Genomic DNA, 26,305 nt, shown 5'->3' on the forward strand with positions numbered 1-26,305 from the left:
GCATGCCGGAGCCGGGTCATGGGCGGCTAGGGGTCTCCGAGCACCGCGAAGCCGAGTCGCCGGGCGGCGTGGAGCACCACCGCATCGGCGGTCACGTCGCTCAGTGCCGTGTGGAGGCTCGGCCGCGGCGGGAAGGCCGGCTTCCGCTCTACGCGGCCGAACAGCGTGGCGATCGGGTTGCCGGTGATCGCCGACAGGTGCCACAGCCCGTCGATGCTGCCGAGGCGCTCCTCGATCGCTCGGGCCCAGGCCTGCGTGGCCCGCTTCGGCCCCATCTGGAGAGAGGCAGCCGCACCGTTGCGGACGGGCCACTCACCGGTGAGATCGAGGAGCGTCAGCGGACGGGACGGACGCCAGCCGACGAGCCGCGGAGCGTTCTGCACGCGGTCGACCACCCGTCGACGCTGGTACGTCTCGCCGATCGCCGTCACGGCGTCCGCCGCGGCGTAGAGGACGCCGACGGTCGGGTGGTGCCCCGGAGGAGGCGGGTGCGGGTCGAAGCGCATCCCCGGCACCGGCCCGTGGTGGCGCAGGGCGTCCCAGGCGCCCACGTGCTCGCCCGCGCTGCGATACACGCGCCAGAGCGATCCGGAGTACTCGCGCAGGTGCGACGGGTCGGTGACGAAGGTCGTCGGCGGGGTGAGCGGGACCTTCACGACTCGTCGAACTCGGCCAGGGCGACGAGGACCTCCCGCGGATCGCCTCCCCCGGAGAGCCAGCGCACCGGGGTGACCGGCGTCTCGCCGATGAGGAGCTCCTCCTGCGGCGTGGTCATGAAGCCGAGCACGCTCGCGGGATGCATGTCGTCCGGGATCGCCTTGACGAGCGCGGGGACGCCCGGCAGCATCGGCCGCTCCCGGTCGTCGGTGAACTGCCAGGCCGGGAACCGTAGCTTCGAGCCGACCTTGAAGGCGTACAGCCCGGCCTTCGCCTTCCGGTGGCGCACGCGGGTCTCGTCGATCCTGAGTCGCGAGGCCACCTCGGCGGTGCCGAACGAGTCGACGATCGCCTGCAGCCGGGTGCGCCGCTCGAGGTCGGCGAGCTCTCCGCGCGCGACCTCCGCTTCGGCCTCGGCGAGCTCCTCCGCGGTCATCGACCCGGACTCGACGAGGAAGTCCGCCGCACCCTGGGCCAGCCCGCCGCCCGGCGACCGGTGTCGCGAGAGGAGTGCGGTCTGCTCCGTGAGGAGCGCGGCGAGCGTCTGCTCATCGCCTCCCCTGTCGCGGACGGCTCGATACAGCCCGTCCAGCCCGTCGGTCAGCTCGGGGTGGGCGACCATGGCGAGCAGCTCGGGAGAGAGCTGGACGAGAACGCCGCGGAGATGCTCGTGCACGACGTCCGGCGCGAGCTCGAGCTGGTCGGCGAGCTGAGACTCCGAGGCGCCCTGGGCGAGTCCGACGATGATCCTCAGCCGAGCCTCGAGGGCGGATTCACTGCCGGGCCCCGTCGAACTCGTGACCGGCGGCGGACTCGTGGCGAGGTCTGTCATGGTCGTCTCCTCCTGCTCTCTGCGCACTGCTGATCCTAGTTCGGAAGCAGCATGCGCGAAGAGGTGGGGACGTCCGGCGGAGGTCGGTGGCGCGCGAGGCCCGCCCGTCACCGCCGCGACGTCAGCAGCGTCCGCAGCGGCGGCGCGATCGACTCCCGGCGGAGAAGCGCGGTCGCGAGCAGGAGGAGCAGCAGCACCGAGCCGCGGACGAGGCCCTGCCAGTAGAAGGAGACGCCGAGCAGCACCAGTCCGTTGTTGATCAGGCCGAAGATCAGGACGCCGAGCACGGTGCCGAGCACGTTCGGCCGGCCGTGCGCGGAGAGCGTCGCGCCGATGAAGACCGCGCCGATCGCGTCGAGCACGTAGAGCTGGCCGCTGGCCGGCGAGTAGCCGTAGCTGCGCGAGGCGAGCGCGATGCCGGCCAGCGCTCCGATCAGCGCCGCGACGACGAACGCGGAGGCGAGCGAGAGCCCGACCCGACGGCCGGCGATGCGGGTGGCACCGGGCTGCTCCCCCGCCGCGGTGAGCACGCGGCCCCAGCGGGTGCGATCCAGCAGCAGCCAGACCGCGACGGCGACCCCGATCGCCAGCAGCACCGGGACGCCGATGCCGAGCACGGTCGCGTTCCCCCAGGCGGCGAAGGCGTCGGGCGTCGCCTGGCGGCGCAGGTAGATCGGCGCGCCGCCGCCGGTGAGCAGCTGCTGCGCGCTGGTGCCGATGAACCAGACCGAGAGGGTCGCGAGGAAGGCGCGGATCCTCAGCACGATCACCAGCACCGCGTTGACCACGCCCGCCAGCGTCCCGAAGCCGAGGCCGATCAGCACCGCGAACCAGGTCACGTAGCCGTCGGCGATCAGCGCGGTGGCGCCGAGGGCCGCGAGGTCGATCGCGATGCCGATCGAGAGGTCGATGCCGCCGGCCCGGACGACGAGCGTCATCGCGCAGGCCGCGATCAGCAGCAGCGCCCCGGCGCTCGCGACGTTGAGCAGGTTGGTCGGCGCGAAGTAGCCGGGCACGCTCGCGCCGAAGACGGCGAGCAGGAGCACGACCGCGGCGGGCGCGAGCAGGCGGACGGCGAGGGCCCGGCGGGACTCGGACACGGGCAGGGCGACGGCGGTCACGAGCGGACCCCTCTCTCGCGGAGGGCCGCGAGGCCGAGGACGAGCAGGATGAGCAGCCCCTTGATCGCGCCGACCCACTGGCTGTCGACGCCGATCAGGGTGAAGCCGTTGCCGAGCGCCGCCACGAAGACGGCGGCGAGCAGCGTGCCGCCGATGGTGACGACGAAGCGGCGCGAGAACACCACCGAGAGGTAGGCGGTGACGATGATGTCGAGCAGGATCTGGTTGCCGATCCCGGGCACGGCGGCGGCGAGGCGCGCGGCGAGCAGCAGCCCGGCGATGCCGGCCAGGAGCCCGGAGAGCAGGTAGCTGGTGAGGACGTGGCGCCAGACCGGGACGCCCGCGACGCTCGCCGCGGTCGGGTTCTGGCCGACGGCGTAGCTGCGGGTGCCCCAGGAGGTCCGGCCGACGGCGAGGGCGGTCGCCACCGTGACGACGGCGAGCACCGCGACCGGCGCCGGGAGGCCGAGGACGCTGCCGCCGCGCAGCCAGTCGAAGAGCGGATCCGCGACCGGCACCTTGACGTTGTCGGTGGCGAGGAAGACGACGGAGCCGACGATCCCGGAGACGGCGAGCGTGGCGAGCAGCGGGCGGAGGCCGAGCACGACGGCCGTGCCGCTGATCGCGCCGAAGCCGACCGAGACGAGCAGGGCGAGCAGCACGGCGGGCAGTGCGCCGAGGCCCGCTGTCAGGGCGACGGCCGCGACGACGCCGGAGAGGCCGACGATCGGTCCGGAGGCGAGGTCGATGCCGCCGCGGACGACGTCGTCACCCCCGGTGATCACCACGATCGCGAGGCCGAAGCCGGCGATCGCGGGGACCACGGCCTGGATCAGGATCGTCGAGACGTTGCCGCCGGTCGCGAAGACGGGCGAGGCGGCGCTGAACACCGCGATCTCGAGGACGACGACGAGGTAGCCGATCAGGGCGAGCGCGCCGATGCCGCGGCGGCGGGCGCGCGGGGCGGCGGGCGCCTCCGCCGGGGACGCCTTCTCGGTGGGCGCTGTGGTGAGGGTCATCGGGCACTCTCCAGTGCTTCGGGGGCGACGGCGCCGGAGGCGATCGCGAGCACGCGGTCGACGCTCAGCTCGCTCCGGGGCAGCTCGGCGCGCACGGCGCCGCGGTGCAGCACGAGGACGCGGTCGGCGAGGCCGACGAGCTCCTCGAGATCGAGCGAGACGAGGAGGATGCCGGCGCCCTCATCGACGAGCCGGTCGACCAGCGCGTAGACCGCGGCGCGGCTGCCGATGTCGACGCCCGCGGTGGGCTGATCGAGGACGAGCACCCGCGAGCCGGCGGCCAGCCACTTCCCCACGGCGACCTTCTGCTGGTTGCCGCCGGAGAGCGTGCCGACCACGGCCTCCGGATCGGCGGGCCGCACGTCCAGCGCGGCGATCTGCTCGAGCGCGAGCGCCCGGTCGCGGCGGCGGCTCGGCAGCAGGCCGCCGAGGCTGATCCGCCCGAGCGACGCGATCGAGAGGTTCTCGCGGACGGTGTGCGCGAGCAGGACGCCGTCGCGGCGCCGGTCGCTCGGCACGTAGCCGCCGCCCGCGGCGACGAAGGCGCGGGCGGAGGAGGTGGCGGTGCCGGCCACGCGCACCCGGCCGCTGCGGCGGGCGAGGCCGACCACGGCGTCCGCGAGCACGTCGACCCCGGAGCCGACGAGGCCGGTGACGCCGACGATCTCGCCCGGGCGGACCACCAGGTCGAGGGCGTCGAGCGCACCGGGCACGGTCAGCGCCTCGAGCTCGAGCAGCGGCGCGACGTCGGCGGCGACCACCCGGTCGGAGCGGAGCGCGAACTCCTCCACGTCGCGGCCGAGCATCAGCTCGACGATCCGGGCGCCCTGCTCGGCGTCGCCGTCGACCAGGTCGAGCCCGCCGACGTTCGCGCCGTTCCGGAGCACCACCACGCGGCTCGCGACGCGCTGCACCTCCTGGAGGTAGTGCGAGATGTAGATCACCGCGACGCCGCGCGCCTGCAGCCGGCGGATCGAGGCGAAGAGCGCCGCGACCTCCTCGGCGGCGAGCGGCGCGGTCGGCTCGTCGAGCACCAGGATCCGCGGCTCGACCAGCAGCGCCCGGGCGATCTGCAGCTGCTGCTGCTCGGCGACGGTGAGGTCGTCGACCAGGGTGCCGCCGCGGACGACGAGGCCGACGAGCTCGGCGAGCACGGCCTCGGCCGAGGTGCCCCGGCGGCGCAGCCGCTCGTGGCCGAGGTAGAGCTGCTCCGCCACGGTCAGGCGGCCGGCCAGGTGCCGGTCCTGGTGCACGACCCGGATGCCCGCCCGCTCGGCGTCGCGCGGGGCGGTGATCGCCACCGGTGCTCCGTCGATCGCGATCGAGCCGGCGTCCGCCGAGTACAGGCCGGTGAGGATCTTGATCAGCGTGGACTTGCCCGCGCCGTTCTCACCGACCAGGGCGACGACCTCGCCGCGGCCGACCGTGAGCCCGACGTCGCGCAGCACCGGGACGCCGGCGAAGGACTTGGAGATCCCCGCCATCTCGAGGGCCGGCGGCGGGACGACCGCGGGACTAGCCACCGAGACCGAGCTCCGCGGTCTTCTCGGCGATGTTCGCCTTGTCGATGAGCACCGGGGCGAAGTAGGTGGTCGGCGTGACCGCGTCCGCCTCGCCGCCGAGGAAGCGGGCCACGTTGTCGGCCGAGCCGGCGCCGATGGCGAGGTTCTGCTGCGCGACGGTCGCGGTGTAGGAGGAGTCGGGGTCGGCGATCAGGTCGAGCGCGCCCTGGTCGGCGTCGACGCCGTAGATCTTGATCTCGTCGCGGCCCGCCGCGTCGACGGCCTGCGCGGCGCCGATCTGCGGGGTGTCCCAGCAGGACCAGATCGCCGAGATCTCGCCCTTCGGGTAGCGCGAGAGGGCGTCGCCGATCTGCTGCTTCGCGTCCTCGATCGTGCCCTCGTACTTGTCCTGCAGCTCGGGCTGGAGGATCGAGATGCCCGGGTAGTCCTCGAGCACGAGCTTGAGCTCGTTGTAGCGGATGCGGCAGGGCGCGACCCCCGGGAAGCCGTTGAAGACCAGGATCTGCCCGGAGCCGCCGATGTCCTCGGCGATGGTGCGGGCGAGGGTCGAGCCGATCTGCCAGTTGTCGCTGGTGACGTTGTTCTCGGAGTACTCGGACACGTTGTCGATGGTGAACAGCGGGATGCCCGCGTCGTGCACCTCCTTCAGCGCCGGCGCGAGGGTCGTCGCGTCGCCGAGGATCACGATGATCGCGTCGGGCTTCTGGGCGACGAGGTTCTCGATGTCCGAGACGTGCTTGTCGTCCTTGGCCTCGGCCTGGGTGGCGACGACGGTGCCGCCGAGCGCCTCCACCCGGTCCTGCACCGACTGGTACACGATCCGGGAGAAGTCGTGGACGATGTCCTTCGCCGCGACGCCGACCGTCTTGCCCTCGAGGCTCGGGACGTCGGCGGTCGAGGCCGCGGCGGTGGTCGCCTCGGCGGCGGCGGCGTTCGCGGCGTTCGCGCCGGAGGACTCCTCCTTGAGCGAGCAGCCGGTGAGGACCAGCGTCGCGGCGGCGAGGAGCGCCACCGCGGAGGTGAGGGAGCGGAATCGCATGGGAGGGCCTGCTTCGGTGTGGGACGTCGGTGCGGGAGAGGGAGGCGGTGCGCCCGGAACCGTGGTGGGCCGGGCGGCGCTGCTGGCCATCGTGGCGGCGGCGCGGCGAGTCGTCACGCCCGCCGGTCATCCACCGCAACGCGGCGTCACACGGCGCAACACGGCGGCCGTTCGTTACGCCGGATTGCGCCGGCGGCGACGCGGTGTCGGCCGTCCCTCCTAGGGTCCGAAGCGCACCAGCCCCGAACCGAACGGAGTCCCATGGCGTCCCGCATCGTCCTCAACGCCTTCGACATGACCTGTGTCGGACACCAGGCGCCCGGCCTCTGGCGGCACCCCGACTCGCAGGCCGACCGCTACAACGACCTCGAGTACTGGATCGACCTCGCGAGGACGCTCGAGCGCGGCACCTTCGACGCGCTCTTCCTCGCCGACGTGCTCGGCGTCTACGACGTCTACCGCGGCTCCGTCGGCCCCGCGCTGATCGACTCCGCGCAGGTCCCCGTCAACGACCCGCTGCTGCAGATCCCCGCGATGGCCGCCGCCACGAAGCACCTCGGCTTCGGCGTCACCATCTCGCCCACCTACGAGCAGCCGTACGCCCTCGCGCGCCGGCTCTCCACGCTCGACCACCTGACCAAGGGGCGGATCGGCTGGAACGTGGTCACCTCCTACCTCGACAGTGCCGCGCAGAACCTCGGCCTCGAGCGGCAGATCCCCCACGACGAGCGCTACGACATCGCCGAGGAGTTCCTCGATGTCAGCTACAAGCTCTGGGAGGGCTCCTGGGAGGAGGGCGCGGTGCTGCGCGACCGCGAGCGCGGCGTCTTCACCGACCCGCGCAAGGTGCACCCGATCGGCCACTCCGGCACCCACTACCGGGTGCCGGGCATCCACCTCTCCGAGCCGTCGCCGCAGCGCACGCCGGTGATCTTCCAGGCGGGGGCCTCGCCGCGCGGCATCGACTTCTCGGCGAAGCACGGCGAGGCCGTCTTCATCAACGCGATCCGGCCGGAGCTGACCCGGCGGACCACGGATGCCATCCGGGACCGTGCTGAAGCCCACGGACGCCTGCGCACGGATCCGAAGATCCTGATCCTCGCGACCGTGATCGTCGCCGAGACGGACGCCGAGGCGCAGGCCAAGTACGCCGACTTCAAGACCTACTCGTCCCGGGAGGGCGCGCTCGCGTTCTACGGCGGCTGGTCGGGACTCGATCTCTCCCAGTTCCCGGCGGACGTGCCGCTGGACTACGTCGACACCGACGCGGTGCGCAGCGCCCTCTCGATCTTCACGAAGGCGGACCCCGATCGCGCCTGGACCCCGGACGACGTCGCGGAGTACCTCGGCATCGGCGGCATCGGCCCGGTGATCGTCGGCTCGCCGAGCACCGTCGCGGACGAGCTGGAGCGCTGGGTCGACGTCGCCGGGATCGACGGCTTCAACCTCGCCTACGTGGTCACCCCCGGCACCTTCGAGGACTTCGTCGACCTCGCCGTGCCCGAGCTGCGCCGGCGCGGCCGGGTCTGGGAGGAGTACGAGGGCGCGACCCTGCGCGAGTACCTCCAGGGCCCGGGCAGTGCCCGCGTGAAGGACTCGCACCCCGCCGCCGCCTACCGCGGCGCGTACACCGGCTCGCCCAGCGCCGCCGACGGACTGCCCGACAGCGTCCTCTCCGTTCTGCCCGCCCTCGACCCGGAGCCCGTCCGATGAGCCAGACCGCCCCTGCCCCGACCAGCCCCGAGTCCCGAGCCGAGCGTCCGCGCTCGCACTGGGACCGCGTCGCGACCGCCGCCGAGCACGAGCACTGGGACGCCGTCGCGTCCGGCGTCGCCGAGACCCTCGCGGCCGACGTCCTCGAGCGCGACCGCGGCAACCTCGACCCGACCACCGAGCTCGAGCCGCTGCGCTCCTCGGGCCTCGTGAACCTGCTCGACCCGGCCGAGTTCGGCGGCGGCGGCGCGGTCTGGAGCACGGCGTTCCGGGTGATCCGGATCCTCGCCGCCGCGGACGCCTCGCTCGCGCAGATCCTGCTGTACCACTACGTCAACTCGGCCAACATCGCCTTCTCGGCGCCGGAGTCCGAGCGCGAGCGGTTCTACCGCGCGACGATCGAGGGCCGATGGCTCTGGGGCGACTCGGTGAATCCGGTCGATCCCGATCTCGAGCTGACGCCCCGCGGCGACGGCTTCGAGCTGAACGGGCTGAAGCGCTTCTCGACCGGGGTCTCCTCGGGCGACGCGGTCCTGGTGAACGCGGTGATCGCCGCGGGCGACCGCGCCGGCGAGACGCTGACCTTCGTGCTGCCCCGCGACCGCGCGGGCATCGAGCCGCTCGGCGACTGGGACTACCTCGGCCAGCGGCAGAGCGCCTCCGGGTCCGTCCGCTTCACCGGCGTGCGGGTGGACGCGTCCGAGATCCTCGGCGCGCTCGTCGACGAGCCGTTCGCGACGCTGATCACGCCGTCGATCCAGCTCGGCTTCGGCAACCTCTACCTCGGCATCGCGCAGGGCGCCCTGGCGAAGGGGCGGGGGCTCACCCTCGGCCGGAAGAACTCCTGGTTCCTCTCCGGCGTGGAGACGTACGCGCAGGATCCGTTCGTGCGGCGCCTCTACGGCGAGCTGGTCGCGCACACGGCGGCTGCGGAGGCGCTGGCCGACCGCGTCGGCGCGCTGCACGACGCCGAGGTCGCCCGCGGGGCGGCGGTAACGGCCGAGTCGCGCGCCGCTCAGGCGATCGAGATCGCGAAGGTGAAGATCGTGACGGACGCGCTCGCGCTCGACGTGACGACCCGGATCTACGAGGCGACCGGCTCCTCCTCCGCGAAGAGCTCGATCGGGCTCGACCTCTACTGGCGCAACGTCCGCACCCACTCGCTGCACGACCCCGTCGACTACAAGAAGCTCGAGGTCGGCGCGAACTACCTGACCGGCGACGTCCAGCCGCTCTCCCTGTACACGTGAGCGGCACGGGATCCGAGCGCCTGGCGGAGGCGCGGGCCGCGTTCCGCCCGGTCTTCGACGAGATCGCGGCGGGCGCCGTCCAGCGCGAGCTCGACCGCGAGCTGCCCTTCGAGCCGATCGCGCGACTGCGCGCGGCCCGCTTCGGCGGTCTGCGGGTAACGGTCGAGCACGGCGGCCGCGGGCTCACGCTCCGCGAGACCGCGTCGCTGCTGATCGAGCTCGCGACGGCGGACTCGAACGTCGCCCAGGCGCTGCGCGGCCACTTCGCCTTCGTCGAGGACCAGCTGTCCTTCCCGCCGTCGCCGGCGCGCGACGGCTGGCTGCGCCGGCTCGCGGCGGGTGAGCTGGTCGGCAACGCCTGGAGCGAGATCGGCACGGCCGCGGTCGGCGTCACGCAGACCACGCTCACCCGCCGGGGCGACGAGCTGGTCGTGAACGGCACCAAGTACTACTCCACCGGCACGATCTTCGCCGACTGGACCGACGTCGTCGTGCGCCGCGAGGACGGCACGGACACCGCCGTGGTGGTGCGCGTCGACCAGCCGGGCGTGGTCGCGACCGACGACTGGTCGGGCTTCGGCCAGCGGCTCTCGGGCAGCGGCACCACCGTCTTCACCGAGGCGCTCGTCGAGCCGGAGCACGTCTTCGCCTCGGTCCTGCGGGCGCCGCACCAGACGCCGTTCTTCCAGCTCGAGCTGCTCGCGGTGCTGGCGGGCATCGCCGCCGCGGTCGAGCGCGACGCCGTGGCGGCCGTCCGCACCCGCTCGCGGGTCTACAGCCACGGCCTGGCCGATCACGGCCGGGACGACGCGCAGATCCAGGAGGTCGTCGGCGCGATCTCGGCGATCGCGTTCGGCGCCCGGGCCGCGGTGCTGGTCGCGGCGGAGGCCGTCGGCGAGGCTGCAGTGGATCCGTCACTGGTGCCCGCGGCCGGCGCCGAGGTGTATCGGGCGCAGGTGCTGCTCACCGAGTCGGTACCGCGCGCGGCGACCCTGCTCTTCGACGCACTCGGCTCGTCCGGGGTCGCGACGGGCGCCGCGCTCGACCGGCACTGGCGCAACGCCCGCACGGTCGGCGCGCACAACCCGGTGATCTACAAGCAGCGGATCGTCGGCGAGTGGGCGCTGAACGGCACGCCGCCGCCGCTCGCCTGGTCGATCGGCGTCGGGCGGCCGCAGGGCTGAGCCGCGGATCAGGCGTGCCGGTTCAGCGACCCGCCTGCACCGCGTGCAGCGTCGCGTAGCGCCCGCCCGCCGCGAGCAGCTCCTCGTGGCTGCCGGTCTCGACGATCCGCCCGCGCTCGAGCACGACGATCGTGTCGGCCGAGCGGATCGTCGACAGCCGGTGCGCGACGACCAGGGTGGTGCGGCCGCGCATCAGCCGCAGCAGCGCCTCCTTGACGGCCGCCTCCGACTCCGGATCGAGCGCGCTGGTCGCCTCGTCGAGCAGGAGCACCCGTGGGTCGCGGACCAGGGCGCGGGCGATGGCGATGCGCTGGCGCTGCCCGCCGGAGAGACGGGCGCCGCGCTCGCCGACGACCGCGTCGAGGCCGTCCGGCAGCTCGCGGACGAACTCCAGGGCGTTCGCGTCGCGGAGGGCGGCGAGGATCCGCTCCTCCCCGACGCCGGTCAGCCCGTAGGCCACGTTGTCGCGGATCGAGCCCTCGAAGAGCACCGAGTCCTGTGGCACGACGGAGACGGAGCGGCGCCAGGTGCGCAGGTCGAGGGTCTCGGCGTCGACGCCGTCCAGCAGGATGCGGCCGCCGGTGGGGCGGAGGAAGCCCAGCACCAGGTTGAGCATCGTCGACTTGCCGGAGCCGGAGGAGCCGACGAAGGCGACGGTCCGGCCGGGCTCGATGTCGAGATCGATGCTCCGGACGCCGACGGTGCTCGCCGCGCCGGCGCCGCTTGCGCCACCGACCCCGTCCGCGCCGTAGCGGTAGGTCACGTCCTCGAGCCGGATGCGCCCGCGCACCTGGGCCGCGCGCGCCTTGCCCTCGTTCTGCTCCAGGTCCGGGTCCTCCAGCAGCTCGCCGATCGAGCGGATCGACTCGGTGCCGCGGGCGATGACGGGCAGCAGCATCAGCAGGTTGGTCATCGCGCCGGTGAGCAGCGCGAAGTAGGAGCTCAGCAGCACGACCTGGCCGGGCGTGATCGGCAGCCAGCCGCTGATCGAGACCCAGGCGGCGAGCACCAGGCAGCCGATGCCGAGCAGCTGCAGGCTCACCCAGGAGAGCGAGGCGAAGCGGCCGTTCAGCAGGTCGAGGCTGTAGCCGGCCGAGCGGACGCCCTCGGCGCCGGCGGCGACCCGCGCGACCGCGGTCTGCTCGAGACCGTGCGCGCGGGTGATCGGAATGAGCGTCGCCATCTCGCCGACGCGCGCCGAGAAGTGCTCCACCTCGCGGCGGAACTGCTCATTGCTCCGGCGGGAGCGGCGGCCCAGGAAGGCGCGCAGCAGCACCGCGAGCGGGATGGCGCAGGCGTAGACCGGGAGGAACGCGGGCACCTCGATCGCGGTCATCACGACCGCGCCGATCGCCACCATCGTCGCGGAGAGCAGCGGGTGGCCGACCTGCTGGTACATCGTCTCGATGTTCTCGACGTCGCGGACGACCTTGGTCTGCACGATCGACGAGCTGGCGCGGGAGTGGAAGCCGATGGAGAGGTTCTGCAGCCTGGCGGCGAGCGCGTTGCGGAGGTCCGTGCCGGTCTGGCGCACGGCGCTCATGTAGAGCCGGGTGTACATCACGTGGTTCGGGTAGTTCTGCAGCAGCGCGAGCAGGGCGATACCGGCCCACAGCCAGAGCGTCGACTCCGGACCGCCGGCGACGACGACGTCGACGATCGCGCCGGTGACGACCGGGAGCAGCCAGAGCGGGGTGTCCTTGACCGCGAAGAACAGCACGGCGACGACCACGCGCGGGCGGTAGCGGCCGAGCAGGCGGAGGGCGGAGCGGCCGGGGTGACGGCGGTCGAGCAGGAGCGGGGCCTGCGAGGGACGGGCTTCTCTCACGAGACGGTCGACTCCGATCGGGGGGTCCGCGGCGCCTTCGGGAGCGACCGCTCCGACGGGGACGCCCTCGACGCTACCCGGGTGGCGCAGTCGTGGGCAAGCGTTTTCCTGGCTAGGGTTCTGCCGACCGATGCGCCCGGGCGAGCCGGTGCGCCAGACCTCGTGAGGACCCCGATGACCGAGCCGATGCCCCTGCGCGAGGACGCCTTCGCCGTGCCCTACTGCGATCCCGTGTTCGACGGACCGACCGACCCGGTGCTGGTCGCCGACACCCTCCGCGGCGAGTGGCGCCTGTTCTACACCCAGCGGCGCGCGACCCTCGATCTGCCCGGGGTCGAGTGGGTGCACGGCAGCGCCGTCGGCGTCGCGGTGTCGGGCGACGGCGGGGCGACCTGGCAGTACCGCGGCACCGTCCCCGGTCTCGACGCCGGGCTGTCGGCCGAGCTGCCCACTCTCTGGGCGCCCGACGTCGTGCGGATCGGGGATCGCTGGCAGATGTTCCTCACCCGGATCGACGGCACCCCCGGCGACTGGACCGGGCGGGCGACGATCGCGCAGTTCGAGAGCGACGACCTCGAGACCTGGCGGCTCCTCGGCGAGATCGACCTCGGCTCCGAGCGGGTGATCGACGCCGCCGTCGCGCGCACCGGCGACGGGCGCCACCGACTCTGGGCGAAGGACGAGCGGCGCGACTCCAGCACCGTCGTCGCCGTCAGCGACGATCCCGGCGACCCGGCGTCTTGGCGCCTCGAGGGCGTCGCCGTCGGCGGGCGCGCGCACGAGGGGCCGAAGGTGTTCCCGCTGGCCGGCCGGTACTGGCTGATCACCGACGAGTGGCGCGGGCTGGCCGTGCACCACTCCCCCGACGGCGTCGGCGACTGGCGGCGTCAGCACGAGCGGGAGGGCCTGATCCTGACCGCTCCGGAGCGGCTGGACGGTGCGCCGATCGTCGCCCGGCACGCGGACGTCGTCCCGCTCGACGAGGACCGCGCCCTGATCGTCTACTTCACCCACCCCGGCTGGGACGGCAGCGACCTCGCGTCGATGCCGCCGAGTGCCGCGATGCGCCGCTCGCACGTCCGCGCGGCCGTGCTCACCGTCGTCGACGGCGCGCTGGTCTGCGCCGCCGACGGCGTGCCGGTCGACTAGCCGCCCCGTGCGGCCACCCCGTGCCGGTCGAGCACCCGCCGCAGGCCGCCACCCCCTGCTGGTCGAGCAGGCGCCGCAGGCCGCCACCCCCTGCTGGTCGAGCAGGCGCCGCAGGCGGCCACCCCCTGCTGGTCGAGTAGCCGCCGCAGGCGGCGTATCGAGACCCCACGTCCTCAGCACGCCGACTGCCGGACCCTCGCGTCCGGCAGGGCCGGATCTCGATACGCCCGCTGCGCGGGCTACTCGATCAACATAGGAGGGCCGCCACTGCGGCAGGCGGCAGGCGGGCGGCCACCCCCTGCTGGTCGAGCAGGTGCCGCGGGCGGCGTATCGAGACCCCGCCGCGAGCCCGGCTTGACGGGCGAGACCCCGGCACGTATTTTGGGGCAAACGCTTTCCCGAAACGTTTCATTGCAGTTCGGGGCTCGAAACGATGATGTTCTCGAAAGGACGACGATGTTCCGCTCACACAGCAAGCGCTACTCGGCGGTGGCCGCCGTGGCCGTGGCCGCCCTCGCTCTGACCGGCTGCTCCGGTGGAGGCTCCGGGGCCTCCGCCACCCTGGACCCGGACGAGGAGATCACCCTCGACTACACGTTCTGGGGCAACGACGACCGCGCCGCTCGCTACGACAAGGCGATCGCCCTGTTCGAGGACGAGCACCCGAACATCACCATCAACTCGACCTTCACCGACTACCCCGGCTACTGGGAGAAGCGCCAGACCGAGGCGGCCGGCGGCGGACTGCCCGACGTGATGCAGTTCGACTACACCTACCTCCGCCAGTACGGCGACAACGGCCTGCTCGGCGACCTGTCCGAGTACTTCGGCGGCGTGGTCGACGAGACCACCATCTCCCCGGAGCTGCTCGCCACCGGCGAGCTCGACGGCGCGACCTACGCGATCCCCACCGGCTACAGCGCCTGGGCCGTCTTCCAGAACCAGGACCTCCTCGCCGCGAACGGCGTCGAGCCCTACGCCGGCGGCGGCAGCTGGGAGGACTACGCGGCCTACGTCGCCGACGTCACCGCGAAGACCGGCGGCGCCGTCTACGGCGGCACCGACTACACCGGCCGCATCCAGAACTTCGAGCTGCAGCTGCGCGCCGAGGGCAAGGAGCTGTTCACCGAGGACGGCGAGCTCGGCTTCACCGAGGACGACCTCGCCGCGTTCTGGGAGCAGGGCGACGAGATGCGCACCAGCACCGGCGTTCCGGCCGCGCGCCTCCAGGAGCTGCTGCCCAAGTCCGGCTTCGGCGCCGGCATCGCGACCAGCGAGATGAGCTGGAGCAACTTCCTCGGCGGCTACATCGGCGACAGCGGCGCCTCCGAGATCGTGATGACCGCTCCCCCGACCGCGGACGAGGGCAGCAAGGACCTCTACCAGAAGGTCGGCCTGATGCAGGCGATCTCCTCGGCGACCGAGCACCCCGAGGCCGCCGCGACGTTCCTCGACTTCCTGATCAACAGCCCCGAGGTCGGCGAGATCTTCGGCGCCACCCTCGGCATCCCCGCCTCCTCCGAGCAGCTCGCCGGCGCGAACCTCGAGGGCCCGGACAAGCAGGTCGCCGACTACCTCGACTCCGTCGAGGACCGCCTCGGCGAGGCCCCGGCCGCCCCGGTCGCCGGCTACGGCGCCATCGAGGCGAACTTCCTCGACCTCGGCACCAGCCTCGGCCTCGGCGCGGTGAGCGTCGACGAGGCGGTCCAGCAGTTCTTCGACGAGACCGACGTCACGCTCCAGAACTGACCCGGGCGCCCCGCACCGCTCCGCACTGATCCCCACTGATCCGCACTGATCCCCACTGATCCGCACTGATCCCCTTCATCCAGGCCAGGAAAGGCATCACATGACGACGACGTCGACCCCCAGCGGCACCGCCGCGGACGGTCGCGTCGCGCCGATCGCCGACCGGACGAGCACTCCTCGTCCGGTCGGCCCTCAGGCGCGGCGACGCCCCAAGCGGGACACCCTGGCCGGCTACGTGTTCCTCTCGCCGTGGCTGATCGGCTTCGTCGGGCTCACGCTCGGCCCGATGCTGATGTCCCTCTACTTCTCCTTCACCGACTACAACCTCTTCCGGGCGCCGGAGTGGATCGGCACCGGGAACTTCGAGCGCCTGTTCGGCGACCCGAAGTTCCTCCAGTCGGTGCAGCTCACCCTCGCCTACGTCTTCATCGGCACGCCGGTGAAGCTGGCCGCCGCCCTCGTCGTGGCGATGCTCCTCAACTACAGCGCGAAGGGCACCGGCTTCTTCCGCTCCGCCTTCTACGCGCCGTCGCTGATCGGCGCGAGCGTCAGCATCGCCATCGTCTGGCGAGCGATGTTCTCGACCGACGGACCGGTCGACTCGGGACTGCAGATCTTCGGCATCCAGATCGGCGGCTGGGTCGGCGTGCCCGCCCTGATCCTGCCGATGATGATCATCCTGGCCGTCTGGCAGTTCGGCGCCCCCATGGTGATCTTCCTGGCCGGCCTCAAGCAGGTCCCGGCCGAGCTCTACGAGGCCGCGATGGTCGACGGAGCAGGCCCCTGGCGGAAGTTCCGCAGCGTCACGCTGCCGATGCTCTCGCCGGTCATCTTCTTCAACCTGCTGCTCGAGATGATCAACGCCTTCCAGGTCTTCGCCTCGGCGTACATCATCGGCAACGGCACCGGCGGCCCGGCCGGCGCCACGAACTTCTACACGGTGTACCTCTACACCCGCGCCTTCACGAACAACCAGATGGGCTACGCCTCGGCGATGGCCTGGGTCCTCCTCCTCTTCGTCGGCGTCCTCGCCTTCGTCCTCTTCAAGACCCAGAAGAGCTGGGTGCACTACTCGGGAGACACACGATGACGACCTTCGACACCACGCTCCCCTCGGCCGACACGCAGGTGCTCACCGAGCCGTCGCCCCGCCGGCGCCCGCGCCGCAAGCGCCCGAAGACCGCGACGCTGGTCTGGATCGCGGCGATGATCGTGCTCACCGCGATCGTGCTCTACCCGCTGGTCTGGATGGGCGCCGCGGCGTTCAAGCCGAACAGCGAGTTCGGCGGCCAGACTTCGCTGCTGCCGCAGAACCCGACGCTCGACAACTTCGTGAAGGTGCTCGCCGGCGTCGGCGGAGTCCCGCTCTGGCGGTTCTTCCTCAACTCGACGATCCTCGCGGTCGGCTCGGTCATCGGAGTGGTGATCTCCTCCTCGATGGCGGCCTACGCCTTCGCCCGGCTCGACTTCCGCGGCCGCCCGCTCTACTTCGCGCTGATGATCGGCACGCTGCTGCTGCCGATGCACGTCCTGCTCATCCCGCAGTACACGATCTTCCGCACCCTCGGGATGATGGACACCTACTGGCCGCTGCTGATCGGCAAGTTCCTCGCGACCGAGGCGTTCTTCGTCTTCCTGATGGTGCAGTTCATCCGCAACCTGCCCCGCGAGCTCGACGAGGCGGCGCGGATCGACGGCGCCGGCCACCTGCGCATCTTCGGCTCGATCACGATCCCGCTGATCCGACCGGCGCTGATCACCTCGTCGATCTTCGCCTTCATCTGGAGCTGGAACGACTTCCTCGGCCCGCTGCTCTACCTGAACACGCCCGACCAGCAGCCGCTGCCGCTCGCGCTCCGCGTCTACAACGACCAGACCTCGGCGTCGGACTACGGCGCGACGATCGCGGTCTCGGTGCTCGCGCTGCTGCCGGTGCTGATCTTCTTCATCGTCTTCCAGCGCTTCCTGGTCGACGGCGTCGCCACCCAGGGCCTCAAGGGATGAGCCGCGCGTCACGGGCGCAGCGCGAGGCCCGTGCGGCCGCCGCCGACGGCACGGCGCTGCGCTGGCCGGGGGCGGCGAACCGCTTCGCGCTGTTCGCCGAGGTCCTCTTCACGGGGCTCCTCGTCACGATCCTCGCGCTGCCGCTCGTGACGCTGCCGCTCGCCCTCGCGGTCGGGGCGCGGCACCTGCGCCGCTTCGTCCTCGACGAGCCGTCCTCGCTGCGCACGGCGCTGGCGGAGGCGCGCGCCGGGGTCCTGCGCTCGCTCCCCGTCGGTCTCGCGCTGCTGGCGCTCTCCGCGGTGCTCGGCCTCGACCTGCTGGTCGCCTCGACCGGCGCCCTGCCCGGAGCGACCGCGGTCGCGGTGGTCTGCGCGGCGCTCCTCGCGGCGGCGCTCGTCGTCGTGCTGACGGCGTCGGCGCTCTGGGTGCCCGACTCGCGCTGGGTGCCGCTGCTGCGCCAGGCCGCGATGCTGGCGGTCCGCGACCTGCGCGGCTCCGGCGCGCTGCTGGTGGCGCTGGTGCTCGCGGCCGTGGTGACCTGGCAGCTGGCACCCTTGGTGGTGCCGGCGCTCGGCTGCACGGTGTTCGCCGCGCTCGCGGTGCGGCTGTCGCGGACGGCGCCCGCGGCGCGCTGAGCACGACCCCGTGAGGATCGTCTCCGCGACGATCACCACAACGACTCGACGACCACGACTCGACGCTCACCACTCGACGACGACCACGGAAGGCCCACGGCTCGGATGATCCACTACGGCGGCGACTACAACCCGGAGCAGTGGGACGAGAGCGTCTGGCCGGAGGACGCGCGGCGGATGCGCGAGGCCGGCGTCACGACCGTCAGCCTCGGCATCTTCGCCTGGGCGCGGATCCAGCCCGACGAGGACACCTTCGACTTCGGCTGGCTCGACCGGATCCTCGACCTGCTGCACGAGCACGGCATCGCCGTCGACCTGGCGACGGCCACGGCCTCGCCGCCGCCGTGGGCCACGAGCAGCTACCCGGGCATCCTGCCGCAGGACGAGAACGGCGCGACCTACTGGCCGGGCAGCCGCCAGGCCTACCGCCCCACCTCCCCCGACTACCGCCGGCTCGCGGCCCGGCTGGTCACCGCGATCGCCGAGCGGTACCACGACCACCCCGCGATCGTGCTCTGGCACGTCAACAACGAGTACGCCTGCCACCTGCACCACGACTACTCCGACGACGCGGCCGCCGCGTTCCGTGTCTGGCTGGAGCGGAAGTACGGCTCGATCGACGAGCTGAACCGGCGCTGGGGCACCTTCTTCTGGTCGCAGCGCTACGCGTCCTTCGCCGAGATCGTGCCGCCGCGGAAGGCGCCCTACAGCCACAACCCGGCCGGGCTGCTCGACTTCCGCCGCTTCACCTCGGACGCGCTGCTCGAGCTCTACACGATGGAGCGCGACATCCTCCGGGCCTCGGGTGCGACGCAGCCGATCACGACCAACTTCATGGGCGCCTTCCCGCCGCTCGACTACTGGAAGTGGGCGGCCGAGGTCGACGTCGTCAGCGACGACAACTACTTCGATCCCGCTGACCCGGAGTCGTTCCGCACCGCCGCTTTCACCCGCGACCTGATGCGCTCGCTCAAGCCGGGCGTGCCGTGGCTGCTGATGGAGCAGGCGACCGGCGCCGTCAGCTGGCGGCCCTCCAACGCCGTGAAGGCGCCCGAGCAGATGGCCGCGCTGTCGATGCAGGCCGTCGGGCGCGGCGCGGACGGCGTGCTCTTCTTCCAGTGGCGGCAGTCGCGGCGGGGCAGCGAGAAGTTCCACTCGGCGATGCTGCCGCAGGCGGGCGTCGGGACCCGCACCTGGCGAGAGGTCGTCGAGCTCGGCCGGGTGCTCGGCGAGCTGCCGGAGCTGTCGGTGGAGTCGTCGACAGACGGAACAGCCGGTGGATCGGCCGGCGGATCGGCCGGCGGCCCGACCGGCTCCGGTGCCCGCATCGCGCTCGTCCTCGACTGGGAGAACTGGTGGGCGATCGGCAACCCGGACCACCCGGTCGTGCTCGACCTCCTGGAGCTCGTCCAGCGCTGGTACTCCGCGCTGCACCGGCAGAACCTCGCGGTCGACCTGGTGCTGCCGACGGCGGACCTGGCCACGTACGACCTCGTGCTGCTCGCGCACTCCTACCTGCTCACCGACGCGGCCGCGGAGAACCTGACGGCGTTCGTCGAGCGGGGCGGCCGGCTGCTGGTCACCGCGTTCAGCGACGTGGTCGACGAGGACGACGCCTTCCGCGAGGGCGGCTTCCAGGTTGGGCTCCGCGAGGTGCTCGGTGTGACGGTGCTCGAGTTCGCCGGGATCGGGGCGGCCGGCGCGGAGGTCGCCGGCGCTCCCTTCGGCGTCCTGCGCGGCGAGCTGCTGGCGGAGGAGCTCGGCGTGCTCGTCGACCCGTCCGACGAGCGGCCGGTCGAGGTCCTCGGCCGCTACTCCTCCGGACCCGCGGCGGGCACCCCGGCGCTGACCTCGCGGCGCACCGGCACGGGCACGGCGCACTACCTCGCGACGATCCCGGACGACGCGGGCATGCTCGCGCTGACCGCCTGGCTGGCCGAGCAGTCCGGCATCGCCCCCGTGCTGCAGACCGGGAGCCCCTGGGTCGAGGCGGCCCGCCGCGGCGACGTTCTCACGGTGATCAACCACGGCCAGGACCCCGTCGACGTCGCCGTCTCCGGCACCGACCTCGTCACCGGCCACCCCGTCGACACCGTCCACCTCGCCCCCTACGCCTGGACCCTCCTCCGCACCTGACGCCCTCTCCCCTCTCCCTCTCCGCGAGATGCCACTTATGCACACTTCTAGCGGCGTGTCGCGCTCACAAGTGGCATCTCGCGGGGGGCGGAGTGGGTGGCCGCGATGTCGGCGGCGACGGCGTGCAGGGCCGAGCGGACGAGGCGGGCGGCGGGGTCGAGCTCGCCGGACCAGGCGACCCGCAGCGAGCGGCCCGCCCAGCGCGGGCCCGCCACCGGCACGGCGACGACGCCGCGCGGCAGGCCGGCGATCGCGAGCGCGGGAACGGTCGTGACGCCCAGGCCCGCGGCCACGAAGGCGAGGCGGCTGCTCCAGCTGTCGATCTCGGCGACCACCCGCGGCTGCGCGAGCGCGGGCCACGCGCCGAACTGCGGCTCGCCCCGCGCGCCGCGGCCGACCACCCAGTCGGCCCCGGCGAGATCGTCGACGCTCAGCTCCCGCGCGTGCGCCCACGGGTGCCGCTCGCCGACGGCGACGTGCAACGACGCGGCCGGCAGCACCTCCGTGTCGATGCCCTCGAGGCCATAGCCGTCGGGCTCGGCGCCGTCGGGCTCGGCGCCGTCGGGTTCGGAGCCGACCGCGACGACCGCGAGGTCGAGGCGCCCCGTGCGCAGCCGCCGCAGCTGCACGGGCGTCGAGGACTCGACCAGGACGACGTCGATCGCCGGGTGCGCCCGGGTCACCCGGGCGATCGTCTCCGGCGCGAGGTGCATCGCGGCCGTCGCGAAGGCGCCGAGGCTCACCCGCCCGAGCAGCGGGCGGTCGAGGTCGGCGATCTCGCGGGCCGCGGTGTCGAGGTGGTCCAGGATCGCCGACGCGTGCCGGGCGAGGCCGAGGGCCGCCGGAGTGGGGACGACGCCGCGCGGCCCGCGCTGGAAGAGCGGCGCGCCGACCGCCTCCTCGAGCGCAGCGATCTGCTTCGAGACGGCGGACTGGGTGAAGCCGGTCTGCTCGGAAGCGCCGGTGAAGGAGCCTGTCCGCAGCACGGCGACCAGCGCGCGGAGCAGCTGCGGGGGCACGTCGAGGGTCACCGGTCCAGTATGCGCGCGGCATTCCCTCGAGGAATGCCCGCGGTGCCGATCATTCGCTACCGGAAGGAGCGCGAGCCGGGGAGAGTGGCGGCAGGACGACTCCCAGAACCTGGTTCCTGACCGGCACGTCCAGCGGCTTCGGCCGGCTCTGGGCCGAGGCGGCGCTCGAGCGCGGCGACCGCGTCGCGGCCACCGCCCGCGACCCCCGCAGCCTCGACGACCTCGCCGAGCGCTTCCCCGACCGCCTGCTCCCGCTCGCGCTGGACGTGACCGACCGCGACGGCGTGCTCGCCGCGGTCGACCGCGCGGAAGGGCACTTCGGCGGCCTCGACATCGTGGTGAACAACGCCGGCTACGGCCACTTCGGCATGGTCGAGGAGCTGACCGAGCGCGAGATCCGCAAGCAGCTGGAGACCAACTTCTTCGGCGCGCTGTGGGTGACCCAGGCCGTGCTCCCGGCGCTGCGCCGCTCCCGGGGTCGGCTGCTGCAGGTCACCAGCGAGGGCGGCGTGCGCGCCTTCCCCGGCATCGGCGCGTACCACGCGTCCAAGTGGGCGCTCGAGGGGCTGAGCGAGTCGCTGCGGCAGGAGGTGACGGGCTTCGGCGTCCGGATCACCTGCGTCGAGCCCGGCCCCTACGCCACCGACTGGCTCGCACACGGCTCACGCCGGAGCGCCGAGCTGCCCGAGTACGCGGCGGTGCACGCGGACGGGCCGGACTTCTCCGTGGGCGACCCCTCGGCGACGAGTGCCGCGATCCTCCAGCTCGTCGACGCGCAGGACCCGCCGGCGCGGCTCATCCTGGGGACGGTGCTGCCCGCGATCGAGGAGCTCTACGCCGAGCGCCTGCGCACCTGGCGCGAGTGGGACGACGTCTCGGTGCGGGCGTTCGGCACGCCGCAGTGAGCGGCGAGGCGGAGGGTCCGCCCGGCGCGGTCCCGGGCTGGACCGGCGTCGCGGTGCGCGAGGTGGTCGATCCGCACGACCACGAGGTGACCGCGCCGGCGACCGACGCGCTGCAGCTGATCCTGGTGACCGCCGGCTCCTACCTGATCGAGAGCGCCCGCCCGCACGGCCGCTGGGCGCACGGGCACGCGGCGCCGGGACGCTCGGCCGCGACGGCGCCGGGGCGCGAGATCCGTGCGGCGTGGCGCAGCACGAGCTCCGAGACGTTCCGCTCGCTGCACGTCACCGTCGCCGCGCCGCTGGTCGCCGGGGTACTGGAGGGCGTCCCCGGAGCGTCCGCCGACCGGCTCGACTTCCTCGCGGTCGGCGACGACTTCGTCCTCTCCGCGATGCTCGAGCTCGCCCGCGCCGCGCGGGCCGGAGCGCCGTCCCTGCTCGCCGACGCGGTGGGCACGGCGCTGGTCGCGCACCTGCTCTCCCTGCCGGAGCCCACACCGGGCACCGCCGGGCTCTCCCGCACGCAGCTCGCCGTGGTGACCGACCACCTCGCGGCCCGGCTCGCCGACCCGGTGACCCTCGACGAGCTCGCCGCGCTGGTGCACCTCAGCCCCTTCCACTTCCTGCGCCGCTTCTCCGCCTCGACCGGCTCGACGCCGATGCGGTACCTCACCGCCCTGCGGATGGAGCACGGCCGAGACCTGCTGCGCCGCTCCGACACCCCCGTGGCGGCGATCGCCGCGGCCTGCGGCTACGCGACGCCCGCCGCCTTCGCCGCCGCCTACCGCCGCCACCACGGCGCCAGCCCGCGCGAGCACCGGCCGCCCCGCTGACGGCTGCCGGGACGCCGGTCTCCTCCCCCTCCTCACGGGCCAGCGGCGCTCACCCGGCGAGACGTCCCGCCGCCGTCGAGGCGTCCTGCTCCGCGTGGACGCCTCGACCACACCGGGACGCCTCGCCGCCTGGCGGGTGGGAAGGCGCTCCCGCCTCCCGCGCCACAGATGCGTCGAGCCGCGTCCCGGCCCGCAACCGCCACGATCGCGGGCCATCCTTCTCGCGTGATGTGCGGTGCGGACGAGGACGACGACGGCGAGGAGACGCTGTCGTCGTCGTCGCCGACGCGCCGGCCACCGCGATCGAGCGGGAGGCGACGGTGAACCCCGCGTCCGAGCGGGTCGCTCGTTCGGTGATCATCGCAGCAGGCGGCGGAGTCGCCGGAGCGATCCTGCGCAGTCTGCTTCCGCCGTTCGTCCTCGATGAACCGTTCTGGCGGGACTTCTGGAGCGGACCGCCCACCGCTGGTCTCTTCGCCGTCATCGCCGCGACGATCGCCTTCTTCCCGGCGTTCCGTTCGACACGCATCGCGCGTGAGACGGCCGCTCGCGATCAGTGGTGGAAGCGGGCGGAGTGGGCACTGCGCTTGTCGAGTTCGGCGATCCGGGCCGATCGAGAAGTCGCCAACGACGCGCTGACGGCGTTGCTGAACGAGGCGACCGAGACCGAGGCACGGATGATCTACCGGACCATCGAGAATCTGCAAGGTGACGAGGACGTGGACACGTCGCCCGGACCTCACGAGAATCGACAGTGGAGGTGGTCGCTGTGGCGCCGGTGAGCAGAGGGACGAGCGATCTGCAGCGGAGGATCGCAGAAGGCAGGGCTGAGCCGATCAGCGACCGAGAACGAGCGCAACTCCGGGAGATGCGGGAGATCTACGTCCGCCGCTTCGGCAGGGATCCGGACGCGAGGCCCGCTGACAAGTCGAGGTAGGCGCGGCGTCACCGGCAAGCGGCGCTCACCCGGCGAGACGTCCCGCCGACGTCGAGGCGTCCTGCTCCGCGTGGACGCCTCGACCGCATCGGGACGCCTCGCCGTTCCGGACGGAGGGTGACTCGGAGTCAGGCGCCTCCCCGCCGCGAGCGACCGCGCAGCACCGGCACTGCGGTGGCGCCGAGCATCGCGCAGCCCGCGGCGGCGACGGTCGCGGCGACGACGGTCTCGGTCCACGGGGTGGTGTCGAAGGACTGGTAGCCGGTGATCGCGGGCGCGACGACGAAGGTCGCGATCAGCAGTCCCGGGAGGGTGCTGCCGAGCAGGCAGGCGTACGCCAGCGCCGCCCCTACCGACCTCCGGTGCGCCTGCGCGGCGAGGGCTCCGAGGCCGACGACGGGCACCAGCCCCAGCATCATCTGCAGGAAGGGGAGCTGCAGCGGAGTGGGCGCGCCGATCAGCCCCGACAGCACTCCGTGCAGCCCGTTCAGCCCGAGGACGCCGGCGACCAGGAGCGCCGTCAGGCGGAGGAGACCGCCCCCGCCGATCGCCCGCGCCGACACCGGCAGGGCGATGGCGATCAGCAGCAGGCCCGCGCCGTGCACCTGCGCCGCCGTGCCGAGGGGCTCCCACGGATCCGCGGGGATCAGGTAGTCGAAGAGATGATCCTCGACCGACCGGTCCGTCCGCGTCCAGCCCTCGCTCGCGGTGACCCAGCGCTGCAGCGAGGCCTGCAGCTGCAGCAGCGCCGCCCCGAGCAGAAGCGCCGCGGCGAGCAGCGCCCCGCGCGGCGATCCCTGTCCACTCCGCGCGTCCGCCGCGGACGTGCGCACCGTCTCTCGCTCCGCCATGGGCGGCAGGCTAGCGCCGCCCGGCCAACGGCGGGAGAACCAGCGGTGCACGGCCCGGGAGGGATCCGCCGGCCTCCTGTGCGTGGGTCTCCGCGGAAGCGTGCCGAGGAGCGGTGACCGCCGAGCTCGGGCTCGCAGAACCTGCTCCGGCTCGTCGGAGCACGCGGGTGCCACGAGCCGAGGCGGTTCCGACGAGCCGGACGTCCGCGGGCCGGTCAGCGCCCGTCGCCCGCAGCCAGCAGCTCCCGGACCGTGCGCGGCTCGCGCCCCAGCAGGCTCGCGAGCGTCGGGTCCGTCCCCGCGAAGAAGCCGGCCGCCGCCGCCTGGTGCATGCCGAGCAGGAAGCGCGCCTGCGGCTCCGGCTGCCCGGCGGCGACGCGGCGCGCGAGCCACTCGTCGTCGCCGAGGATCCAGAACTCGATCGGCCGCCCCGCGACGTCCGCGGCGAGCTCCGCGACCTCCGCGAAGGTCGGCGCCTCGAGGGCGGTGAGGGTGACCGGTCCGTCGTGCGCCTCGTCCGCGAGCAGGAGGAGAGCGGCGGCCTCCGCCGCGTCCTCCCGCGCCGTCCACGAGACGGGGCCGTCGGACGGCACCTCGATGACACCGGTCGAGCGCCAGTCGCCGAGGAAGAACGCGAGGCTGTGGGCGTAGAAGCCGTTCCGCAGCGAGGTCCAGGCGACTCCCGACTCCGCCAGCAGCTGCTCGGTCGCGGCGTGATCGCGGCCCGGCCCGAACGGGGTGTCCGGCGAGGCGCCCTGGTGGCTGGTGTAGAGGATGCGGCCGACCCCGGCCTCGACGGCGGCCTCGACCGCGGCGCGGTGCAGGGCCGGCGCATCGGCTCCCGGGTCGTTCGAGGAGACGAGCAGCAGCTGGTCGGCGCCCGCGAACGCGCCGGGCAGGGACGCGGAGTCGGCGTAGTCACCGCGCCGCACCACGACACCCCGGTCGGCGAAGCGCGCGGCCTTCGCGGTGTCCCGCGCGACGACGACGATCTCGGCGGCGGGCAGGGAGTCGAGGAGGTGGTCGACGGTGGCGCCGTTGAGCGCTCCGGTGGCGCCGGTGACGATGATCATGGAGGGCCTTTCGAGCGGGGACCACCGGGTATCGGTGATACTGCTCGAACGATAACCCTGGAATACCAGCGATAGCAACAGTGCGATATCGTCGATCCATGACCGCGCCCCCCACGGACACCCGAGCCCGCATCGTCGACGCGGCGGCCCGCCTCCTGCGCGAGGCCGGCCCAGCGGCCGTCACCACCCGCGGCGTCGCGGAGGCGGCCGGCCTGCAGGCTCCGGCGATCTACCGCCTCTTCGGCGACAAGGACGGCCTGCTCGAGGCGGTCGCCGAGCACGTGCTGAGCAGCTGGGTCGCCGAGAAGTCGGCCGTCGTCGAGGAGGCCGCGGCCGGCGACGTCGACCCGATCGAGGATCTCCGCGCCGGCTGGACGGCGCAGATCGAGTTCGGCCTCGCGAATCCCGCACTCTTCCGCCTGCTCAGCGACCCGGCCCGCGCGGCCGCCTCACCGGCGGCGACGTCGGGGAGGCGGGTTCTCGCGGCGCGGATCCAGCGGGTCGCGGCCGCCGGTCGCCTCCGCGTCCCCGAGGAGCGCGCCGTCGGGCTGATCCAGACCGCGGGGACCGGCGTCGTGACGACCCTGCTCTCCTCCCCCGCGGCGGAGCGCGACGCGGGTCTCGCCGACGCCGCGTTCGAGGCGGTGCTCGCCGGGATCCTCACCGAGCAGCCGCCCGCCGCGGACGACGCGCCACTCGCCGCCGTCGTCGCCGTCCGTGCCCTGGCGCCGCGGCTCGCCGATCTCCGGCCGGCCGAGCGCGAGCTGCTGCGCGACTGGCTCGACCGCGTGCTCGACGGCGGCGTGCGGCGGCGGACCGCGGAGGACTGACAGGATCGC

23 protein-coding genes are annotated in these 26,305 nt (G+C 73.2%); 13 read left to right on the top strand and 10 right to left on the bottom strand.

The genetic code is table 11. The features are described 5' to 3' along the window. Positions 1-26: 26 nt before the first annotated feature. From MT351_RS08585 to MT351_RS08610, 6 genes are all read right to left on the bottom strand, one after another. On the bottom strand, positions 27-656 hold the full coding sequence (locus MT351_RS08585; protein ID WP_243581930.1) for an RES family NAD+ phosphorylase: 630 nt from the start codon (positions 654-656) through the stop codon (positions 27-29). After that, positions 653-1,489 carry a hypothetical protein gene (locus MT351_RS08590; RefSeq protein ID WP_243581931.1) on the bottom strand — a complete coding sequence of 279 codons (837 nt, stop codon included), beginning with the start codon at positions 1,487-1,489 and terminating at the stop codon, positions 653-655. Before MT351_RS08590 ends, MT351_RS08585 begins: the two co-directional genes overlap by 4 nt. A gap of 107 nt (positions 1,490-1,596) precedes the next feature. Beyond that, a complete protein-coding gene (locus tag MT351_RS08595) occupies positions 1,597-2,610 on the bottom strand; it encodes an ABC transporter permease (protein ID WP_243581932.1) in 1,014 nt (337 codons plus the stop codon). Further along, positions 2,607-3,629 (bottom strand): ABC transporter permease, encoded by a 1,023-nt coding sequence (locus MT351_RS08600; protein ID WP_243581933.1) that lies wholly within the window; start codon positions 3,627-3,629, stop codon positions 2,607-2,609. Before MT351_RS08600 ends, MT351_RS08595 begins: the two co-directional genes overlap by 4 nt. Then, on the bottom strand, positions 3,626-5,152 hold the full coding sequence (locus MT351_RS08605) for a sugar ABC transporter ATP-binding protein (protein WP_243581934.1): 1,527 nt from the start codon (positions 5,150-5,152) through the stop codon (positions 3,626-3,628). The genes MT351_RS08600 and MT351_RS08605 overlap by 4 nt, the downstream gene beginning before the upstream one ends. Next, positions 5,145-6,191: a sugar ABC transporter substrate-binding protein gene (locus MT351_RS08610; protein ID WP_123737093.1), complete on the bottom strand. Its 1,047-nt coding sequence runs from the start codon at positions 6,189-6,191 to the stop codon at positions 5,145-5,147. Before MT351_RS08610 ends, MT351_RS08605 begins: the two co-directional genes overlap by 8 nt. Before the next feature lie 261 nt (positions 6,192-6,452). On the opposite strand from MT351_RS08610, the gene MT351_RS08615 reads away from it, so the two are divergent. The 3 genes from MT351_RS08615 to MT351_RS08625 are packed head-to-tail and all read left to right on the top strand — an operon-like array spanning position 6,453 to position 10,338. Beyond that, positions 6,453-7,904 (top strand): LLM class flavin-dependent oxidoreductase, encoded by a 1,452-nt coding sequence (locus MT351_RS08615; protein ID WP_243581935.1) that lies wholly within the window; start codon positions 6,453-6,455, stop codon positions 7,902-7,904. After that, positions 7,901-9,154 carry an acyl-CoA dehydrogenase family protein gene (locus MT351_RS08620; RefSeq protein ID WP_243581936.1) on the top strand — a complete coding sequence of 418 codons (1,254 nt, stop codon included), beginning with the start codon at positions 7,901-7,903 and terminating at the stop codon, positions 9,152-9,154. The genes MT351_RS08615 and MT351_RS08620 overlap by 4 nt, the downstream gene beginning before the upstream one ends. Beyond that, positions 9,151-10,338, top strand: a complete 1,188-nt coding sequence (locus MT351_RS08625; RefSeq protein ID WP_243581937.1) for an acyl-CoA dehydrogenase family protein — start codon at positions 9,151-9,153, stop codon at positions 10,336-10,338. Before MT351_RS08620 ends, MT351_RS08625 begins: the two co-directional genes overlap by 4 nt. 22 nt (positions 10,339-10,360) lie before the next feature. Here MT351_RS08625 and MT351_RS08630 read toward each other — a convergent pair whose 3' ends face one another. Then, positions 10,361-12,166 carry an ABC transporter ATP-binding protein gene (locus MT351_RS08630; protein ID WP_243581938.1) on the bottom strand — a complete coding sequence of 602 codons (1,806 nt, stop codon included), beginning with the start codon at positions 12,164-12,166 and terminating at the stop codon, positions 10,361-10,363. Between the two features lie 174 nt (positions 12,167-12,340). Here MT351_RS08630 and MT351_RS08635 point away from each other — a divergent pair, with 174 nt between their 5' ends. The 6 genes from MT351_RS08635 (at position 12,341) to MT351_RS08660 (ending at position 19,839) form a co-directional block, all read left to right on the top strand. Continuing rightward, complete coding sequence (locus MT351_RS08635) at positions 12,341-13,315, top strand: glycoside hydrolase (protein WP_243581939.1); 975 nt, start codon at positions 12,341-12,343, stop codon at positions 13,313-13,315. A gap of 456 nt (positions 13,316-13,771) precedes the next feature. Further along, on the top strand, positions 13,772-15,064 hold the full coding sequence (locus MT351_RS08640; RefSeq protein WP_243581940.1) for an ABC transporter substrate-binding protein: 1,293 nt from the start codon (positions 13,772-13,774) through the stop codon (positions 15,062-15,064). Positions 15,065-15,164: 100 nt separating this feature from the next. Next, the gene (locus MT351_RS08645) at positions 15,165-16,154 is read left to right on the top strand and encodes a carbohydrate ABC transporter permease (protein ID WP_123703775.1); all 990 of its coding nucleotides are present in this window, start codon (positions 15,165-15,167) and stop codon (positions 16,152-16,154) included. After that, positions 16,151-17,068, top strand: a complete 918-nt coding sequence (locus MT351_RS08650) for a carbohydrate ABC transporter permease (protein ID WP_159422856.1) — start codon at positions 16,151-16,153, stop codon at positions 17,066-17,068. Before MT351_RS08645 ends, MT351_RS08650 begins: the two co-directional genes overlap by 4 nt. Beyond that, positions 17,065-17,703 (top strand): hypothetical protein, encoded by a 639-nt coding sequence (locus tag MT351_RS08655; RefSeq protein WP_243581941.1) that lies wholly within the window; start codon positions 17,065-17,067, stop codon positions 17,701-17,703. Before MT351_RS08650 ends, MT351_RS08655 begins: the two co-directional genes overlap by 4 nt. Positions 17,704-17,808: 105 nt before the next feature. Then, the gene (locus tag MT351_RS08660) at positions 17,809-19,839 is read left to right on the top strand and encodes a beta-galactosidase (protein WP_243581942.1); all 2,031 of its coding nucleotides are present in this window, start codon (positions 17,809-17,811) and stop codon (positions 19,837-19,839) included. Between the two features lie 47 nt (positions 19,840-19,886). Here the strand turns inward: MT351_RS08660 and MT351_RS08665 are convergent, their stop codons facing one another. Then, on the bottom strand, positions 19,887-20,870 hold the full coding sequence (locus MT351_RS08665; protein ID WP_243581943.1) for a LysR family transcriptional regulator: 984 nt from the start codon (positions 20,868-20,870) through the stop codon (positions 19,887-19,889). Between the two features lie 20 nt (positions 20,871-20,890). Between MT351_RS08665 and MT351_RS08670 the strand changes: the two genes are divergently transcribed. The 3 genes from MT351_RS08670 to MT351_RS08680 all read left to right on the top strand — a co-directional run bounded on the left by MT351_RS08670 (position 20,891) and on the right by MT351_RS08680 (position 23,387). After that, positions 20,891-21,775 carry an SDR family NAD(P)-dependent oxidoreductase gene (locus tag MT351_RS08670; RefSeq protein ID WP_308197729.1) on the top strand — a complete coding sequence of 295 codons (885 nt, stop codon included), beginning with the start codon at positions 20,891-20,893 and terminating at the stop codon, positions 21,773-21,775. Continuing rightward, positions 21,772-22,605: an AraC family transcriptional regulator gene (locus MT351_RS20280; RefSeq protein ID WP_243581944.1), complete on the top strand. Its 834-nt coding sequence runs from the start codon at positions 21,772-21,774 to the stop codon at positions 22,603-22,605. The genes MT351_RS08670 and MT351_RS20280 overlap by 4 nt, the downstream gene beginning before the upstream one ends. Positions 22,606-22,958: 353 nt before the next feature. Further along, positions 22,959-23,387 (top strand): hypothetical protein, encoded by a 429-nt coding sequence (locus MT351_RS08680; protein ID WP_243581945.1) that lies wholly within the window; start codon positions 22,959-22,961, stop codon positions 23,385-23,387. A 283-nt stretch (positions 23,388-23,670) separates the two neighbouring features. Here MT351_RS08680 and MT351_RS08685 read toward each other — a convergent pair whose 3' ends face one another. Next, complete coding sequence (locus tag MT351_RS08685; protein WP_132437137.1) at positions 23,671-24,393, bottom strand: hypothetical protein; 723 nt, start codon at positions 24,391-24,393, stop codon at positions 23,671-23,673. A 215-nt stretch (positions 24,394-24,608) separates the two neighbouring features. After that, entirely contained in the window at positions 24,609-25,466 is an 858-nt protein-coding gene (locus MT351_RS08690) for an NAD(P)H-binding protein (protein ID WP_243581946.1), read from the bottom strand. 98 nt (positions 25,467-25,564) lie between these two features. Here MT351_RS08690 and MT351_RS08695 point away from each other — a divergent pair, with 98 nt between their 5' ends. Further along, positions 25,565-26,296: a TetR/AcrR family transcriptional regulator gene (locus MT351_RS08695; protein WP_243581947.1), complete on the top strand. Its 732-nt coding sequence runs from the start codon at positions 25,565-25,567 to the stop codon at positions 26,294-26,296. Positions 26,297-26,305: the final 9 nt, after the last annotated feature.

Origin of the sequence: Rathayibacter sp. VKM Ac-2926 (genome assembly GCF_022815565.1) — a bacterium.
Taxonomy (GTDB): Bacteria; Actinomycetota; Actinomycetes; order Actinomycetales; family Microbacteriaceae; genus Rathayibacter; species Rathayibacter festucae.

Bases quoted from the DNA above. Each gene is read 5' to 3' on its own strand.
- MT351_RS08590 (WP_243581931.1), bottom strand. From the start codon at position 1,489: ATGACAGACCTCGCCACGAGTCCGCCGCCGGTCACGAGTTCGACGGGG.
- MT351_RS08600 (WP_243581933.1), bottom strand. From the start codon at position 3,629: ATGACCCTCACCACAGCGCCCACCGAGAAGGCGTCCCCGGCGGAGGCG.
- MT351_RS08610 (WP_123737093.1), bottom strand. From the start codon at position 6,191: ATGCGATTCCGCTCCCTCACCTCCGCGGTGGCGCTCCTCGCCGCCGCG.
- MT351_RS08615 (WP_243581935.1), top strand. From the start codon at position 6,453: ATGGCGTCCCGCATCGTCCTCAACGCCTTCGACATGACCTGTGTCGGA.
- MT351_RS08620 (WP_243581936.1), top strand. From the start codon at position 7,901: ATGAGCCAGACCGCCCCTGCCCCGACCAGCCCCGAGTCCCGAGCCGAG.
- MT351_RS08635 (WP_243581939.1), top strand. From the start codon at position 12,341: ATGACCGAGCCGATGCCCCTGCGCGAGGACGCCTTCGCCGTGCCCTAC.
- MT351_RS08640 (WP_243581940.1), top strand. From the start codon at position 13,772: ATGTTCCGCTCACACAGCAAGCGCTACTCGGCGGTGGCCGCCGTGGCC.
- MT351_RS08645 (WP_123703775.1), top strand. From the start codon at position 15,165: ATGACGACGACGTCGACCCCCAGCGGCACCGCCGCGGACGGTCGCGTC.
- MT351_RS08650 (WP_159422856.1), top strand. From the start codon at position 16,151: ATGACGACCTTCGACACCACGCTCCCCTCGGCCGACACGCAGGTGCTC.
- MT351_RS08655 (WP_243581941.1), top strand. From the start codon at position 17,065: ATGAGCCGCGCGTCACGGGCGCAGCGCGAGGCCCGTGCGGCCGCCGCC.
- MT351_RS08660 (WP_243581942.1), top strand. From the start codon at position 17,809: ATGATCCACTACGGCGGCGACTACAACCCGGAGCAGTGGGACGAGAGC.
- MT351_RS08685 (WP_132437137.1), bottom strand. From the start codon at position 24,393: ATGGCGGAGCGAGAGACGGTGCGCACGTCCGCGGCGGACGCGCGGAGT.
- MT351_RS08690 (WP_243581946.1), bottom strand. From the start codon at position 25,466: ATGATCATCGTCACCGGCGCCACCGGAGCGCTCAACGGCGCCACCGTC.
- MT351_RS08695 (WP_243581947.1), top strand. From the start codon at position 25,565: ATGACCGCGCCCCCCACGGACACCCGAGCCCGCATCGTCGACGCGGCG.